The following is a 15,830-nucleotide window of genomic DNA, read 5'->3' as shown; positions in this document are numbered from 1 at the left end:
ACCACAAAAACGCACCACGAAGATCTTCGTGCGATCTTAGTGGGGGTTCCTCCAGGACGGCCGCTCCGGGCCTCCGAAGAGTCCCGCTCGCTCGCCCGTCTCCCTGGCGGCCCGGACAACATTACTCATCGCCCGCCGCGGCATCAAATCGAGGGTCCGCGACCCACGTCACACTGCTCACCCCGTACCCGGGAAGGGGTTTGATCTGATCTCGGTCTCGCTGACCCGCGTCGGCTCCAGCACCCGATGCAGGAACTCGCGGGTGCGCTCCTCGCGGGGACGGCCGAAGACCTCGGCGGGCGGGCCCTGCTCGACGAGGACGCCGGCGTCCATGAAGACCACCCGGTTCGCGACCTCCCGGGCGAAGGCCATCTCGTGCGTGACCACGAGCATCGTCATCCCCTCGTCGGCGAGACCGCGCATGACCGCGAGGACCTCGCCCACGAGTTCCGGGTCGAGGGCGCTGGTCGGCTCGTCGAAGAGCATCAGCCGCGGGTCCATCGCGAGGGCCCGGGCGATCGCGACGCGCTGCTGCTGGCCGCCGGAGAGCTGGGCGGGGTAGGCGCCGGCCTTGTCGGAGAGGCCGACCCGCTCCAGGTTGGCGGCGGCGATCCGGGCGGCCTCGGCGCGACCGCGTTTGAGCACCCGGCGCTGGGCGATGGTGACGTTCTCCCGGACGGTCAGGTGGCCGAACAGGTTGAACTGCTGGAAGACCATGCCGATACCGCGGCGTACGGCGTCGATGTCGCAGTCCGGGTCGGTGACCTCGACGCCCGCCACCCGGATCGAGCCGGAGGTGGGTTCTTCGAGCAGGTTGACGCAGCGCAGCAGGGTGGACTTGCCGGAGCCGGACGGGCCGATGACGCAGACGACCTCACCGGGCTCGACCGCGAGGTCGATGCCACGCAGCACCTCCAGGTCGCCGAACGACTTGTGCAGCCCGCTGATCTCGATGGTGGACATCGTGGTCACCTCTCCCTTCCGGCCCGGCGTTCCAGCCCGCGGACCAGCTGGGACAGCGGCAGGGTGATCACCAGGTAGAGCAGGCCGGCGACGACGAGCGGGGTCGGGTTGACCCGGGTGTTGAGGGTGTCGCCGGCGAACTTGGTCAGCTCGATGGTCGTCGCGGTGACGCCGAGGACGTACACCAGGGAGGTGTCCTTGGTCAGCAGGATGATCTCGTTGGTCAGCGGCGGGATGACGATCCGGAAGGCCTGCGGCAGGATGATGGAGACCATCGCGCGGGTGTGCGACATGCCGAGCGTGCGGGCCGCTTCCAGCTGGCCTTTCGGGACGGCCTGGATGCCGGCGCGGATGGTCTCGGCCATGTAGGCGGCGGCGGTCAGGCCGAGACCGACGGTCACCGAGCCGTAGACGCCGCCGGGGATCTCCCGGTCGGGGAAGGCGAGGGGTACGCCGTACCCGACCATGAAGAGCACGAGCAGCGCCGGCAGCCCCCGGAACAACTCGATGTAGGCGGTGGCGAACCACCGGTACGGCAGGATCGACGACAGCCGCATCAGCGCGAGCGCGAGCCCGAGGGTCAGACCGAACACGAACGCCAGCAGCGTGTACGCGATGGTGTTGCGCAGCGCGACGGTGATCGCCTCCGGGAACATCCCGGAGGCGATGTCGAGCCGGAAGAACGCGTCGGCCAGCCGCCCCCAGTCGGCGGCGACGACGACGCCCAGCACCGCCGCGGCGAACAGGACGTAACCGATGACGCGGGCGACCTGCCGCCGGCGGCGTGGGCTCAAGGCTTCTCGCCGATCCAGGTCGAGTAGATCTTGTCGTAGGTGCCGTCCGAGCGGGCCGCCGCGATCGCCTCGTTGACCGTCTTGAGCAGTGCGGCGTTGCCCTTCTTGACGGCGAAGCCGTACTGCTCGCCGGTGGCGAAACCGGCCGCGACCTCGACCTTGCCGGGGTTGGCCTTGATGTACTCGTTCCAGACCGGCAGGTCGTTGACGGCGGCCTCGACCTGGTTGGTGGCGAGGGCCTGCTGCAGAGCGGCGAGGTCCCGGTACGACACCACCTCGATGTCGAGCTTCTTCTCCGCGACCTGCTTCTTGATGTAGTCCTCGCCGGTGGTGCCGCCCTGCACGCCGAGGCGCTTGCCGGTCAGCTCCTCGATCGTCTTGACGGTCTTGCCGGTGGTCACGGCGAGCGCCTGGGTGGCGTCGAAGTAGGGGTCGGAGAAGTCGAGGACCTGCTTGCGCTCGTCGGTGATGGTCATGCCGGCCGCGGCCACGTCGCACTTGCCCGAGTTGAGGTCGGCGCCGGACTTGATGCCCTCGAACGGCGTGTCGATGATCTCCTGGGTGACGCCGAGCCTGGCGGCGACCAGGTCGATGAGCGCCACGTCGAAACCGACGACCTCGCCGGTCTGGTCCTTGGACTGGAAAGGCGCGTACGGCAGATGGGTGCACGTGGTGAGCACACCGGCCTTGATCAGTGGCACGCCGCTCTCGCTGGCGCCGCCGGTGTCCTCCTTGGCGCAGCCGGCGGCGCCCGCCGCCAGCATCCCGGCGGCGATCAGCACTGCCGCGCCGCGCCTGCGTCCGAACATGCTCATGCGTCTCTCCCCCGACAGCGGGCCACCGCGGACCGTCTCAGGCTAATCCACCAGGGTCGATCCGTCAGGGGTGAGATCGTCAGCGCAACCGCTCGGCGGTGAACTGCATGCGCGGGGTGGCGTAGAACTCCTGGGCCTGGATCAGCCGAAGCTCCCGCTCACCGGAACGGTAGGTGGTCTCGATCAGGTCGAAGACGCTGGAGGCGGTACGTTCCAGCGCCACCGCCGCGTTCCCGGTACCCACGTAGTGGGCGGTGAACAGGGCGGCCGTGACATCGCCGGACCCGTTCGCCTTGAACGGCAGGTGCGGCGTGGTCACGATCCAGGCGCCCGCCGCGTCGACGACGAGCATCTCGATCGTGCCCGCCTCCCGGTCCGGCCGCTCCACGCTGGTGACCAGCACGGTGGACGGGCCCATGGCACGGGCCAGGTCGGCCGAGGCGAGGGTCGACGCGATGTCGGCCGGCTCGGTGCCGGTCAGGAAGCCCAGCTCGAACTGGTTCGGGGTGATGATGTCGGCCACCGGGACGACCCGGTCGCGCAGCAGGACCGGGATCTCCGGGGCGACGAAACAGCCCGACTTGGCGTTGCCCATCACCGGGTCGCAGGCGTACACCGCCGCCGGGTTCGCCGCCTTCACCCGGCGCACCGCGTCGATGATGACGTCCGCGATGCCCGCGCCGCCCTGGTAACCGGACAGCACCGCGTCGATCTGCGGGAAGACGCCCCGCTCCTCGACCCCCAGCAGCACCTCCGCCACCTCCGGCGGCGGGATCAGCGGGCCCCGCCAGGCGCCGTAGCCCGTGTGGTTGGAGAAGTTCACCGTGTGAACCGGGACGACCTCGACGCCGATGCGCTGGAGCGGGAACACGGCGGCCGAGTTCCCGACATGGCCGTGGGCCACCGCCGACTGGATGGACAGAACCTTCATGGATCCCACCCTAGACACGGAAGGAACCGACCAGGACGCGCAGGTGCTCGGCGGTGTTCGCGACCTCGGTGCTGGCCTGGTTGGTCTGGTTGACCCCGTCGACGGCCGTATCACCGGCCCGGGACACCTCGGCGATGCTGTCCGCGATCCGCTCGGCGCCGGCGGCCACCTCGGCGATGCTGCGCGACATCTCCGTGGTGGTGGCGGTCTGCTCCTCCACGGCGCTGGCGATGGTGGTCTGGTAGTCGTTGATCGCGCCGATCACCTCGGTGATCCGGTTGATCACCTCGACGGCGCCGCCGGTGTCGGTCTGGATCGCGGCGACCAGTCTGCCGATCTCCTCAGTGGCGCGGGCCGTCTCCTGCGACAGCTCCTTGACCTCGGAGGCCACCACGGCGAACCCCTTGCCGGACTCCCCGGCCCGGGCCGCCTCGATGGTCGCGTTCAGGGCGAGCAGGTTGGTCTGCTCGGCGATCGACGTGATCAGCTGAACGACGTTGCTGATTCCGGCGGACGAGGCGCCGAGACGTTCGATGCTCGCCGAGGCCAGGCCGGCCTCGGTGACGGCCTGCCCGGCGACCTGAGCCGCCCGGCTGGTGTTCTCGGCGATCTCCCGGATCGCCACGTTCATCTCCTCGCCACCGGCGGCGAGCGTCTGCACGTTGCGCGAGATCTCGCCGGCCTCGGTGGACGCGTTCGTGCTCTGCGTGTTGCTGCGCTGGGTGGCGCCGGCGATCTCCGAGCTGGTGGCGGACAGTTCGGTCGCCGCGCCGGCCAGGGTGTCCGCGTTCGCCGCCATGTCCTGCATCGTGGCCCGCAGCGTCGCGACCGCGCTGTCGAGGGCGGCCGCCATCACGCCGATCTCGTCGCGGGCGGTGATGCCGCTCTGCTGCGTCAGATCGCCCTGGGACAGGGCGGCGGCCATCTGCGCGACCCGGCGGACCGGCCGCAGGATCGACCGGACCAGCGGCACCGACAGCAGGACCAGGCAGATCATGCCGAGCACGCAGGTCAGCAGCATCCAGAACCGTGCCGAGTCCCGGGTGTCGGCCATCGCCGCCTGCTGCACCACGATCTCGGCGTCCAGCTGCTCGTGGATGGCCTCCAGCTTGTCGTCGACGATGCTGTTCTGGGTCGCGATGTCGGCGTAGCGGGCGGCGACACCGGCCGGGTTCCGCTTCGCGCCGGCCACGAAATCGGTCACGAAGTCGCTGAACGCCTCGACGCTCGACGCCACGTCGTCGATCTGGGCGTCCACACCGCCGGGCAGGTCGTACTGTCCGGCGGCGGCCAGCGCCTCGGCCGCCGAGGCCACGTCGTCGGCGGCGTCCCCGGTCGTGTCGTCGCCGTTGGCGGCCCGGTAGGCGTCCACCTTCAGCTCGCTCTCCCGGGTGTCCAGGTGGTTCAGGGCGGCCTTGGTCGCGGTGTAGGCGCGCAGCGTCTCCGCCTGGGTGGTCAGGTCGGTCTGCGACCGGACACCCATGGTGGTCACCGCCCCGGCCACGGCCAGGCCGATCACCACGATCGACGACAGCCTTCGGCCCACACTGAGGTCGGCGAGACGCGGCATTGACACTCCTGGCGGTGATTCGTACGGCGGATTCCGCACTATGCGTGTTGTCGGCACGGACGGCCCGGTGCTGAGCCTTCGGCGTCCGCGATGCTCAGTGGGCGACCTCGATCAGGGTCTTCACGTCCCCGGGGCGGCGCCGGAACGCCTCGGCGTAGTCGGCCAGCGCGACGCGGCGGGTCATCATCCGGTCGAGCCACCCGGGGTCGGCGCGGGTCAGCGACGCCGTCGCCGCCTCGTAGTGGCGCCGGTTGGCGTTGACGCTGCCGAACACGACGCCGTTCTGGCGGACCAGGCGGCGGTTCAGCGCGGCCACGTCGACCGGGAGGACCGCCCGGCCCGGCGACATGCCCAGCAGGCAGGTGATGGCGCCGGGGCCACCGCGGTCGAGCAGCCCGGCGATCACCTCGGCGGAGCCGGTGCACTCGATCATGATGTCGGCGTCGGCGGGGAGGTCGCCCGGATCCGTGTGGTACCGGGCGCCCAGCGCCCGGACGAGGTCCGGTTTGGGGCCCTCGGTGACGAGGTCGAAGACGTGCGCCCGGTAGCCGCGCTGGGTCGCCATCATCGCCGCGAGCAGTCCGACCGGCCCGGCGCCGGTGATCACGACGACGCCGGGGTGGAAGGACGCGCGCCCCCCGATGCGCTCGATCTGCTCCCAGGCCTTGGCCACCACGGAAGCGGGCTCGACCAGCACCCCCGCCCGTCCCAGCCGGGGAGCGACGGGGATCAGCGCCTCGGCGGTGGACCGCCAGCGTTCCCTGGCGAAACCGTGCAGCCGGGTGATGCCCCGCGAGGTGTACCCGCCGTTGCGGCACATGTCCCACTCGCCCGCGGCACAGGCGGGGCAGGGCACCGGGTCGGGGTGCCGGACGATGCCCACGACCAGGTCGCCGGGCCGCAGCCGGGAATCGCCGGAGGACAGCACCCGGCCCAGGCTCTCGTGGCCGATGACCAGGCGCCGCGAGCCGCTCGGCGCCTCGCCGAGCTCCGCGTCCACGATGTCGGCGTCGGTGGCGCACAGGCCGACCGCGAGCGTCTCCACCAGGATGTCGCCGTCGCCGGCGGCGGGGTCGGCGATGTCCCGCAGGGCCAGGCTGCCGGGCACGCCGGGAACCACGGTCAATGCTCGCATGAGTCCTCCGCATTGTCGAAATCCATTCCGGAATATGTTCTGTTTATCGGCATGGCGTCCGGGGCGCCCTACGCGGTAACGTCCGTCCCGAGCGAGGTGAATGCTCGCAGGAATGCGAAGGGAATCGCAAGTGCACATCATCGAATGCCACTTCGAATGCACCGGATTCGACCATCGGCTGGTTCGCGCCGGAACCTCTGTCTACCTGTGGAACCTGGTCCGGCAGTTCCGGGACCGGGGACACCGGGTGACCACGCTGACCGCGTCGCATGGCCTGCTCCCGGCACTTCGGGAGCAGTTCCGGGTGACCGACACGGGTTGGCGGCTGACGGGGAAGATCACGATTCCGCTGGACCCGGATAAATGGCCTGACCATCCGCGGACAGTGGTCGTCGACGGTTCCGCCGCGGCCTACCGAATGGTCGTCGAGGGTATCGAGGTGATCCTCATCGAAAATGACATGCTCGACACGCATTCCGCGTCCCTCTATCCACCGGAGGATGCGGAGGGCCGCGATCTGACGTACCTGAAGCCGCTGGTCTTCCAGTTTCTCGCCGCCCGCTATCTGGCCGGCCGGGACACCACGGACACCGTGGTGCACCTGCACGAGCCGGTGTTCCATCACCTGCTGCCGGCGGCGCTGAGCGCCCAGGGCTACCGGGTGGTCTCGACGGTGCAGACGAACCTGCCGGTCGACACGAAGGTGTACGCCCCCGCCGTCCGCGCGCTGCTTCGCGATCTCGGCGCCGACCCGTCGGTCGCCGACGGGCTCGAGGACCCGCCGTTGGACTCCCCGCTGCAACGCGCCATGCGCGCCTACCTTCCGCGGACCCGGCTCCACCGCGACGACCCGGGCCGGCCCGGTCACGACCGCGTCAGCGCGCTCGCCCTGGTCACCCGCTCGGCCGCCGCGGTGGACTTCCTGTCCGAAGGGCAGCTGGAGCACGTGCTCACCCAGGGCGGCACCCCGTTCGCCCAGCTCTTCGCCGACCTGGCCGTGCGCCGGGTGCTGCACGGGCACATCGACCGGATGACGGTGGGCGGCTGCGCGATCGGCGACGAATGGCTGGCCGTCGAGCGCACCCCGCAGCGGCGCCGGCGCACCCTGACCGGTCTCGGGCTCGACCCGGCGCTGCCCACGATCTACCACAACGGCCGCTACTCGGTGGAGCACAAGGGCTTGCGGGAGCTGTTCCAGGCCGTGCGGCGGCTGCTCGACGCCGGCCGGCGCTTCAACGTGCTGTTCCACGTGCTCACACCGCACATCCTGCACGACGCCGACCTCGACGCGCTCGCCCGCGACCACCCGGAGCTGGTTCGGGTGCGGACCGGCGCGGTACGCCCCGCGCACCTGATCGACTGGGCCGCCTCCAGCGACCTCTGTGTCTTTCCCGCCAAGTTCGAGATGGACACGTTCCTGATGGCGATGGGCGAGGCCATGGCTGCGGGAGCCGTGCCGGTGGCCACCGCACAGCAGGGCATGCGTCACTTCGGGCACGCCTTCCGCCTGGACGATCCCACGGCCACCGGCCTGGCGGTACGCCGTTCGTTCCGGGTCGCCGACCCCGAGCTCACCGCCGCGGTGCACGACGGGCTCGCCCACATGCTCGACCTGGTGCACGCCGGCTCCCCGCTGATCGAGACGCTGCGGGCCCGCGCCGTCGCGACCGCCCGGCAGTTCACCTGGTCGAACGCGGCCGACCGGTTCCTGGAGATCTTCTCGGCCTGCGTGGCCGGGCGACCGCCGGGCACGAAGACCGGGCCGGCCGGCGACGGAGCGGCGGCCACCGGCAGCGGAACAGCGACCACCGGGCCGGAGGGTGTCGAGGTGCGGTGGCGCCATCCCGGGGCGGACCGGATCGAGATGGTCGTCGCGACCGATCCGGTGCGGGTGGTCGCGCTGCGCGGCGACGGGCACGGCACGTTCACCGGCGTCGCGCCGGTGGCCGCCGGCCCGGTTCCGCTGCTGATCACCGAGCGCGACGGCCGGTGTGTCTGGGTGGAGGCCGGCGCCCGCCCGTGACACGGCATGACAGCGAGCCACCGGGAACCCGCGCGGGGCGGGTTCCCGGTGGCTCGCTGTCATGCCGTGGTCAGTCGGTCAGCGTCAGGCTGTCGCCGACCTTCGCCAGGATCTGCTCACCGGCGACGAACGACGGCATCCCGGCTCCCCCGCCGACGGGGGCGGGCAACGGGCGTACCTCGGTGTCCGGGTCGGCCTCGAAGAAGAAGACCAGCGACACCAGCTCCTCGTCGGGGTCGCTGGCCGGCGGCGCGAGAACCCGGTGCCGCAGCGCCCGCCACCGGCCGTCGGTCCACTCGTGCATCATGTCGCCGAGATTGACCACCAGGGTGCCGGGGACGAACGGCGGCTTGAACCAGCCGTCGGTGGCGTTCCACACCTCCAGTCCCCCGGCGCCCTGCTGCCGGTCGAGCAGGGTCAGCGTGCCGAAGTCGGTGTGCGGGCCGACCCGCATCTGCCCCTCCCGCAACGCGCCCACCATGGACAGCGGTGGGTACCAGTTGACGTTCTGGGTCCAGGTCGCCCGCTGGGACCGGGAGCTGAAGAAGTCCTCCTCGATCCCGAGCGTGGCCGCGAGGACCCCGAGCAGTTCGAGGGAGATCCGGTTCAACCGGGCGGTGTACTCGACGGTCACCTCCCGCAGCCCGGGCACCTCGGCGGGCCACTTGTTGGCCGGGTAGTACCGCCGGTCGAACGCCGGATCGCCGGTGCGGTGCTCCGGGCCCGTGTGGAACGCCTCGTGCAGGTCCGGGGCGCCGGACCCGCCGTCCGGATCACCGACGGCACCGGCCTGCAGCGCCCCGAGGCCACGCCAGCCGTTGTCGTAGGGACGGCCGACCGCGTACGCCTTCTTGCGTTCGGCGGGCAGGCCCATGAACGCGCGGCCGGTCGTCCGCATCCGGGCCGTCGTCTCGGCCGGGATGTCATGGCCGGCCAGCAGGAACATGCCGGTCCGCCGCAGCGCGGCGTCCAGTTCGGTGGTGATCGCGGCCCGCCGCGCGGGGCTCGCCGATCGCCAGTCGTGCAGGTCGAGGGTGGGAATCCGGGTCGTCATGCGGTGCTGCCCGCCTTTCCGGTGTCGCGGTGCGACGGCATGGTCGCCGGCCGCACCTCGCCGTCGTACGCCGGCGCGGAGGATCCGCCGGCGAAACGTTCCGGGTCACCGATCGGTGACCCGGGCTTCCAGCTCAGAGCCGGGATGTGTGCGTTGATCAGTTCTCCGTCCGCGCGCAGCAGCGCCGAGGACGGGTGGTACATGTGCAGCAACGGGTCGTCGTAGCGCTGGAACGCCGCGTTGATGTCCATCCGGTACGCGAAGTCGTTGTCCTCGCCACCCCAGCCCTCGAAACGTTCGTCCATTCCGCCGATCCGCAGGAAGGCCGAACGGCGCACCCACACGCAGCACCCCGGCGGGCTGCGCAGCACGAACGCCCGCAGCCGTGCCGGGTCGACCCGGCCGCTGCCGTGGGCGAGGCGCTGCTCCACCGCCCAGGCCGTCGCATCGGCGTCCAGGCACCACATGTCGCGGTAGCTGAGGTGCCCCATCGTTCCGGGCCGGGTGAACCGCCGGGCGTTGCGGGCCACGAACTCGTGGTCGGCCAGGACGTCCGCGTCGAGGATGCAGATCACCCCGGGCTCGAACGGCGCGTTCATCACTCCCGCGTTGACCGCCCAGGACTTGTTGAACAGCCCGTCCTTGCGGATCCACAGGTAGTCGTCGGTGTACGGCTCGATGACCGCCCGGCAGCGGGGCTCGCTGTCCTCCTCGACCACCATCACCCGGTACGTCTCGCGGGGCGCCGACTGGTCCCGCAGCGCGATCAGGCAGGCCAGCAGGTTGCGCAACCGCGCCCGATCCGGGGTGCGGTCGCGGAACGGGATGACGACGAGCACTTCGGCGCGTTCCGGAGCGGCCTGCGCCGGGCCGGGCCGCAACGCGGACAACTCCGCATAGGACCGCCAGCGGGGTACGGGATCCCGGCCGTACCGGGCCCCGAGGTGGCAGCCGAGGCGGGAGTTGGACTCGGCCTCCCAGCCGCGGGTGAACAGGTTCCGGATCCGGTCGGTCGGCGGTGCGGGGGCCACCGCGGCCAGGGCGCCGTGCAGGGCGGCGTACGCCCGCGGGTCCCGGGTGTCGGCGAGCACCGCCGCGGCGAGATCGTGCAGCCGTGGGTCGTCCACCTCCCGGGCCGCGGCGACCACGGCCCGGGTGTACGGCGCCCCGCGGTCCCAGTAGAAGATGCTCGACTCGGGGGCCTGCGGATCCGCGGCGACCACCAGGCTGTCCACCACGGCCGAGGCGAGCGTGTCGGGGTTCGAGGGTTTCAGGAGAGTCATCTCCGCCTCCTCCGGCTGGTACGTGATCATTCGTCGGTCCAGCGCGCGGTTCCGGCGGGCCGGCGCCGCGCGGACGTGGCGTTCTCGTAGGGCAGGTCGCCGTCGGGCGCCCGGACGAGTTCGATGTGCAGCCCGATCGGCGTACGCACGTACACCCAGCGGACTCCGGCGATCGGCCCGGCGGCGATGGTCTCCACCCCGCCGAGCACCGTGTACCCCTCGTGGGCGGCGAGCTCGGCCGCCGCGGTGTCCACGTCACGCACGTGCAGGGCCAGGTGCCGGCCGCCGACATCGCAGTTGCGCGGTGGGGCGGCCGGCCCGGCGGGTGGGTGGGCGTACAACTCGATCGTGTCGTACGGGCCGAACCGCAGCACGGCGGTCTCCACCGCGCCGTCGAAGCCACGGGCGAGCAGCCGCCCGCCGAGCGGACCCGCGAAGACCGCCAGAGCGTCGTCCAGGCCGGCGACGGCGTAACCGATGTGGTCGACTCCCCGGAGCCCGGGGACCGCCGGAGCCGCGGTCCGGCCGGGCCCGTCGCCGTCGCCGGGTCCGGGCACCCGATGGCGCCCGGCCGGGACGTCCCCGGTGAACGACCGGAACTCCAGGGACAATCCCCATGGCGTCCGCAACCGCGCGCCGGTCATGCCGGCGAGCGGCGACGTCCTTCCCGCCGTCCGGACCGGTTCCCGGGACAGGCCGGTGATCCGGGCGACCGCGGCGGCGGCCTCGGCCGCGTCCGGCACCCGGAAGCCGAGATGCTGATGCCCGGGATCGCCCCATCGCGGTGGAACGGTGTTCCGGCCGGCTCCGGTGTAGTGGAACAGTTCGAGGTTCGTCGTACGGCCCAACCGCACCATGGCGATCTCCGCCGCCATCCGGGGCGGCACGTCCAGGTGCCCGGTCATCCAGTCGTCGTCGTGGGCCAGTGGCGGGAGCCGGTAGACGAGCTCGCCGCCGAGCACCTCGGTGGTGAAGGCGACGGCCGTGTCGAGGTCGGCGACGGTGAGCGCCACGTGATCGACGCACTGGGCGCCGGGAAGGCCGGCGGCCGTCATCGACGTGCCTCCGATCCGGTGAACCGGGGCGCCAGCAGTCGCGCCCCGGCTCGGACGTCCCGGATGCGCAGGCCGGCGGTAGCCGGATGCCGGCCGAGCCGGGTGCTGGTCAGGCAGGTGTTCGCGGGCCGGCCGGCGTACCGTCCCCGAGCTCGGGGTTCGGCCGCCACCAGCGCCGGATCGGCGCCCAGCCCCTCGGCGATCAGGCGCGCCCAGTCTGCCCGGGAGATCCGCCCGGGCCCGCCGAGATGGAGCAGCGGCAGGTCGCGGGCGGTCAGGACGGCGCCGGTCACGGCGGCCACGTCGTCGACGAGAACCGGGGTGGTCCACTGGTCGTCCGGCGCGACCACCTTCTCGCCGGCCCGCAGGCGGTACGCGCAGGCGGCGAAGAAGTTCAGCCATTTGCCACTCTCCGGCGGCTCCCACCCGTAGACGACGCTCACCCGCAGGACGGTCGCGGCGGCCACCGCGGCGAGCTCCCGCTCGGCGGCGAGCTTGGCTCGCCCGTACGCGTTGTGCGGCGCCGCCGCCGTCGCCTCGTCGTTCCCGGCGGCGGCGCCGTCGAAGACGTTGTCCGTCGAGATCAGGACCGTACGGCGATTCCCCGCGACAGCAGCGATGTTGCGGGCGGCCAGCCGGTGCCCGGTCATCGCCGCGCCGGGGTTCGCGTCGCACCAGGTGACGTCGGACGGACCGTGCACCAGCACGATGGCGTCCGGCGCCAGCTGCCGCACCACCGCGGCGCACGCCACCGGGTCGGTGACGTCCAGCGCCGTCCACCGCGTCGCGGTGGCCACCGGCCGGCGGGAGGCCAGGATCGGCTCCCCGCCCTGCCGGGCCAGGTGGGCGGCGATCGCGCCGCCGACGAATCCGCTACCGACGATCAGCGTTCGCATACGCTCTCTCCTTCGCTGAGCGCGGGCCGGGGACCACGGCGGCGAGCATCCGGCCGACTCCGATGAGGCTGTGGTCGTCGTCGGCGGCGCCGAGCGCGAGCATCGCGCGGATCTCGGCCGGGGAGAGCCCGAAGCAGCCCAGCGCGATCAGCTCGTCACCGAGGATCTCGACGAACCGCTCACCCACCGCCACGGCGAAACCACCGATGAACAGGTAGCGCCGGACGCCGATCGCGGCGAACACGCCGGCCACCGCGATGGCCAGCGGCCGCAGAGCGGCGTGCAGGAGCCGGTCGGTGAACGGATCACCGGCCCTCGCCGCCGCGGCGACGGCCTCGTTGGTGATGGCCTGGACGCGGCCGCCGGTGAGAACGGCGAGCGCCGATCCGGCGAACTCCCGCCGGTGGTCGCGGGCAGCCTGCCGGACGGCTCGCAGCACCCCGCGCCCCGAGGAGATGGCGCCGAGATGCCCTCGGCCGCCGCAGTCGCACAGCGGCGCGGTGGCGCTGTGATCGACCCGCCAGTGGCCGAGTTCACCGCCGAACCCCTCGTCGTCGATCAGGACCTCGCCGCGCCGGAAGATCTTGCCGCCGATCCCGGAGCTGACGGTGAACAGCCCGAAGGCGTCGTTGTCCGGCGTGGCGTACCGCCATGCCGCCGCGGTGATGTCGTTGACGGCGAGGACCGGCAGTCCGAGGCAGGCGCCGAGCCGGGCGCTGAGCGGGACCGGCTCGGCGCAGCCGCCCCAGACGGTGGGTGCGGCCAGCGCGACACCGGCGGCCGTGACCGGGCCGGCGAAGGACAGGCCCACCGCCCGGACGCCCTCGGCCGCCGGTTCCGCGAGGGCCGCGGCCAGCTCCGTCTCGAGCTGCCGCAGCACCCGACGCCGAAGCTCGGCCGGCGGGCCGCCGGGGTGCCGGCCGAGTCCCTCGGTCGCGGTCCGGCGCACGCCCTCCGGCCGGCCGTCCCCGTCGGCGGCCATCCGGCCGACCCGCAGGTTCGTGCCGCCGAGGTCGGCGACCAGGAACTCCGGGCCGCTCACGATCGCACCTCCGCCGGCTCGCCGGCCTGCACCGACCCGTCCTCGAGCACGACAGCGCCGGTCACCACCGCACCGGGCGGCACGACCGCGTCCGGCAGGAGGACGCTGCCGGACACCTGCGCGCCCGCGCCGACCCGGACCCCGGGATAGACCACGCTGTCCGTGATCTCGCCGTGGTTGACCAGGTCGGCCGGGATCAGCGAGCGGTGGATTCCGGGGGCGGCGTCGACGATGCCGCGCCGCACCCACGGGCGCAGCGTCCGGGGCAGCCGGGCCGGCGGGATCGACGGCGGGTCGGCGACCAGCCGGCGGTGCGCCCGCAGATAGCGGTCCACGGTGCCGATGTCCTCCCAGTGGCCCGGCACCTCGTGCCCCCGGATGAGCTCGCCACCGGCGAGCATGGCCGGGATGACGTCACGGCTGAGATCGTGCTGCCAGGCGGTGCCCCGCAGCAGCGTGAGATAGCGGCGCAGGATCCGCGCGTCGAACAGGCAGAAGGCGGCGAAGACCAGGTCGCTCGACGGGTCGGCGGGTTTCTCGACGAACCGGGTCAGGCGGTTGCCGGCGTCGAACTCCACCATGCCGAACAGGTGCACGTAGCGGCGCTCGACGCGCTGGTACGACACCGTCAGCGCCGCGCCGGACCGGCGGTGCCCGGCCAGCATCTCGCGGTAGTCGAAGTCGTAGACGTGGTCGGCGTGCAGCACCAGGATGTCCCGGACGCCCTCGCCGAACACCCACTGCTCCTTGCTGAGCAGGGCGTCGGCGGTCCCCCGCTCCGCGGGCCCCCGGCGGTCCGGCAGCGTGGCCGGCAGCGCCGCGGGCGCCGCGGCGCGGTAGGCCTCGTCGTACGGCCCGAAGTGGACCCGGAATCCCGGTTCCCGGTTCCAGACGCGCTGCAGGTCGTCCATCAGCATGCGTTCCTCGTACTGCGACAGCAGCAGCACCTCGCCGAGACCCGACTCACGGGCGTTGCGCAGGCTGAAATCGATCAGCCGGGCCGTGCCGCCGAACGGGATCAGCGGCTTCGACCGGCCGGCGCCGAGACGGCCCATCCGAACGCCGCGGCCGCCGGCCAGCAGGACCGCCCGTACGCCTCTCATGCGGCACCGTCCCCGGCCGCGCCCGCAGCCGGACGGAGCTCGGCCAGCGCCGCCGTCAGCTCGGCGACGGTCACGTCGTCGACGAACCGGGCCCGGCCGATGCCCTCGGTCAGCGGGATGAGCTGGCGTCCGTCGCGGTGGCGTACGGTGTCGGCCAGCGCCTCGGCCAACAGGGCGGGCCGGCACACCGGATGCCACTCCGGCAGGCCGAGGTTCGCCAGCACGGTACGGGCTCCGGTCAGTTCGTCGTCGGTCAGCATCCCGCGGCGCCGGGCCAGGACGAGCGACAGCGCCATGTCCACCGCGACCGCCTCGCCGTGCAGCAGCTCGGGCAGCGCCCGCATCTCCAGGGTGGGTGAGAACGTGTGCCCGTAGTCGACGATGCGGTCGAGCCGCTGTTCCCACAGATTCGGCTGCAGTTCCTTGAGCATGCCGTCGATGGCCAGGCGCATCACGGTCTGTGCGGCCGCCCCGTCGTCCGCGCTGCCACGGGACTGCATACGCTCGGTGACGAGCCGTGAGCCGTCCGCGGCGAGCAGCCGGAACAGGCCGCGGTCGCGGATCAGCGCCATCTTGAGCACCTCGGCCAGCCCGTTGCGCAGGTGCCGGGCCGGCAGAGCGGCCAGAAAGGCCGGATCGATCAGGGTCACGGCGCCCGGATGGTAGGAGCCCAGCCGGTTCTTGTGCCGGTTGAAGTTGACCCCGGTCTTCGAGCCGATGCCGGCGTCCACCATGCCGATCAACGTGGTCGGCACCCGCACGTACGGTGTCGACCGGCGGTACATGCTGGCGGCGAGGCCGACGATGTCGGTGAGCACGCCGCCGCCGATCGCCAATACGGGCTCGCGCCGCCGCGACAGGCCGAAGTCGTCCATGGCCGACAGCACGCGGAACACCGCGTCCATCGTCTTGGCCGGCTCGGTGGTCTCCAGCACGCACAGCCGGTACGACATGCCGCGCGCGTCCAGGTACCCTCGCAGCCGCTCCCGGAAGAGGGCGTGCACCCGGGCGTCCACCACGATCAGGCGCCGCCGGCTGGGCAGGACGTCCTCCGCGCCGGCGGTCACCAGCTGGTCGTTGGAGTGATCGAACAGGTCCTGGCACAGCCGGACCTCGTAGCTCACGGGCCGCGTGGCCTCGATCCGCCATCGTGGTTCGGTGATCGT

The 15,830-nt window shown here is 72.2% G+C and carries 14 protein-coding genes; 1 reads left to right on the top strand and 13 read right to left on the bottom strand.

Going from position 1 to position 15,830, the window contains the following annotated elements; translation table 11 throughout:
- Positions 1-177: 177 nt before the first annotated feature.
- From Aut01nite_RS32000 to Aut01nite_RS31975, 6 genes are all read right to left on the bottom strand, one after another.
- The gene (locus Aut01nite_RS32000; protein ID WP_043525166.1) at positions 178-963 is read right to left on the bottom strand and encodes an amino acid ABC transporter ATP-binding protein; all 786 of its coding nucleotides are present in this window, start codon (positions 961-963) and stop codon (positions 178-180) included.
- A gap of 5 nt (positions 964-968) precedes the next feature.
- Positions 969-1,757: an amino acid ABC transporter permease gene (locus tag Aut01nite_RS31995; protein ID WP_173476678.1), complete on the bottom strand. Its 789-nt coding sequence runs from the start codon at positions 1,755-1,757 to the stop codon at positions 969-971.
- On the bottom strand, positions 1,754-2,572 hold the full coding sequence (locus Aut01nite_RS31990; protein WP_063958774.1) for a basic amino acid ABC transporter substrate-binding protein: 819 nt from the start codon (positions 2,570-2,572) through the stop codon (positions 1,754-1,756). Before Aut01nite_RS31990 ends, Aut01nite_RS31995 begins: the two co-directional genes overlap by 4 nt.
- Before the next feature lie 79 nt (positions 2,573-2,651).
- Positions 2,652-3,503 (bottom strand): pyridoxal kinase PdxY, encoded by an 852-nt coding sequence (pdxY, locus tag Aut01nite_RS31985; protein WP_043525163.1) that lies wholly within the window; start codon positions 3,501-3,503, stop codon positions 2,652-2,654.
- A 10-nt stretch (positions 3,504-3,513) separates the two neighbouring features.
- A complete protein-coding gene (locus Aut01nite_RS31980) occupies positions 3,514-5,073 on the bottom strand; it encodes a methyl-accepting chemotaxis protein (RefSeq protein WP_043525113.1) in 1,560 nt (519 codons plus the stop codon).
- 94 nt (positions 5,074-5,167) lie between these two features.
- A complete protein-coding gene (locus Aut01nite_RS31975) occupies positions 5,168-6,208 on the bottom strand; it encodes a glucose 1-dehydrogenase (RefSeq protein WP_043525112.1) in 1,041 nt (346 codons plus the stop codon).
- A gap of 130 nt (positions 6,209-6,338) precedes the next feature.
- On the opposite strand from Aut01nite_RS31975, the gene Aut01nite_RS31970 reads away from it, so the two are divergent.
- On the top strand, positions 6,339-8,231 hold the full coding sequence (locus tag Aut01nite_RS31970; RefSeq protein WP_052163729.1) for a glycosyltransferase: 1,893 nt from the start codon (positions 6,339-6,341) through the stop codon (positions 8,229-8,231).
- A 70-nt stretch (positions 8,232-8,301) separates the two neighbouring features.
- On the opposite strand, the gene Aut01nite_RS31965 is transcribed toward Aut01nite_RS31970, so the two are convergent.
- The 7 genes from Aut01nite_RS31965 to Aut01nite_RS31935 are packed head-to-tail and all read right to left on the bottom strand — an operon-like array spanning position 8,302 to position 15,788.
- Complete coding sequence (locus tag Aut01nite_RS31965) at positions 8,302-9,285, bottom strand: isopenicillin N synthase family dioxygenase (RefSeq protein ID WP_043525111.1); 984 nt, start codon at positions 9,283-9,285, stop codon at positions 8,302-8,304.
- The gene (locus Aut01nite_RS31960) at positions 9,282-10,568 is read right to left on the bottom strand and encodes a glycosyltransferase family 2 protein (protein ID WP_083998990.1); all 1,287 of its coding nucleotides are present in this window, start codon (positions 10,566-10,568) and stop codon (positions 9,282-9,284) included. Before Aut01nite_RS31960 ends, Aut01nite_RS31965 begins: the two co-directional genes overlap by 4 nt.
- A gap of 26 nt (positions 10,569-10,594) precedes the next feature.
- Entirely contained in the window at positions 10,595-11,623 is a 1,029-nt protein-coding gene (locus Aut01nite_RS31955) for a VOC family protein (protein WP_052163728.1), read from the bottom strand.
- Complete coding sequence (locus tag Aut01nite_RS31950) at positions 11,620-12,519, bottom strand: SDR family oxidoreductase (protein WP_043525109.1); 900 nt, start codon at positions 12,517-12,519, stop codon at positions 11,620-11,622. Before Aut01nite_RS31950 ends, Aut01nite_RS31955 begins: the two co-directional genes overlap by 4 nt.
- Positions 12,497-13,561, bottom strand: coding sequence for an ROK family protein (locus Aut01nite_RS31945; RefSeq protein WP_201775514.1), 1,065 nt, complete (start codon positions 13,559-13,561; stop codon positions 12,497-12,499). The genes Aut01nite_RS31950 and Aut01nite_RS31945 overlap by 23 nt, the downstream gene beginning before the upstream one ends.
- On the bottom strand, positions 13,558-14,664 hold the full coding sequence (locus Aut01nite_RS31940; protein ID WP_043525108.1) for a sugar phosphate nucleotidyltransferase: 1,107 nt from the start codon (positions 14,662-14,664) through the stop codon (positions 13,558-13,560). The genes Aut01nite_RS31945 and Aut01nite_RS31940 overlap by 4 nt, the downstream gene beginning before the upstream one ends.
- Entirely contained in the window at positions 14,661-15,788 is a 1,128-nt protein-coding gene (locus Aut01nite_RS31935; RefSeq protein WP_236642701.1) for a sedoheptulose 7-phosphate cyclase, read from the bottom strand. The genes Aut01nite_RS31940 and Aut01nite_RS31935 overlap by 4 nt, the downstream gene beginning before the upstream one ends.
- Positions 15,789-15,830 lie beyond the last annotated feature (42 nt).

Source organism: Actinoplanes utahensis, from assembly GCF_016862455.1.
GTDB classification, from domain to species: Bacteria; Actinomycetota; Actinomycetes; order Mycobacteriales; family Micromonosporaceae; genus Actinoplanes; species Actinoplanes utahensis.
Note: the sequence above shows the minus strand (reverse complement) of the source record. Positions and strands in the feature narration are given on the sequence as shown.

Excerpts from the sequence above, each read along its gene's own strand:
- Aut01nite_RS32000 (WP_043525166.1), bottom strand. The coding sequence starts at position 963 with ATGTCCACCATCGAGATCAGCGGGCTGCACAAGTCGTTCGGCGACCTG.
- Aut01nite_RS31950 (WP_043525109.1), bottom strand. The coding sequence starts at position 12,519 with ATGCGAACGCTGATCGTCGGTAGCGGATTCGTCGGCGGCGCGATCGCC.
- Aut01nite_RS31980 (WP_043525113.1), bottom strand. The coding sequence starts at position 5,073 with ATGCCGCGTCTCGCCGACCTCAGTGTGGGCCGAAGGCTGTCGTCGATC.
- Aut01nite_RS31940 (WP_043525108.1), bottom strand. The coding sequence starts at position 14,664 with ATGAGAGGCGTACGGGCGGTCCTGCTGGCCGGCGGCCGCGGCGTTCGG.
- Aut01nite_RS31975 (WP_043525112.1), bottom strand. The coding sequence starts at position 6,208 with ATGCGAGCATTGACCGTGGTTCCCGGCGTGCCCGGCAGCCTGGCCCTG.
- Aut01nite_RS31990 (WP_063958774.1), bottom strand. The coding sequence starts at position 2,572 with ATGAGCATGTTCGGACGCAGGCGCGGCGCGGCAGTGCTGATCGCCGCC.
- pdxY (WP_043525163.1), bottom strand. The coding sequence starts at position 3,503 with ATGAAGGTTCTGTCCATCCAGTCGGCGGTGGCCCACGGCCATGTCGGG.
- Aut01nite_RS31960 (WP_083998990.1), bottom strand. The coding sequence starts at position 10,568 with ATGACTCTCCTGAAACCCTCGAACCCCGACACGCTCGCCTCGGCCGTG.
- Aut01nite_RS31955 (WP_052163728.1), bottom strand. The coding sequence starts at position 11,623 with ATGACGGCCGCCGGCCTTCCCGGCGCCCAGTGCGTCGATCACGTGGCG.
- Aut01nite_RS31965 (WP_043525111.1), bottom strand. The coding sequence starts at position 9,285 with ATGACGACCCGGATTCCCACCCTCGACCTGCACGACTGGCGATCGGCG.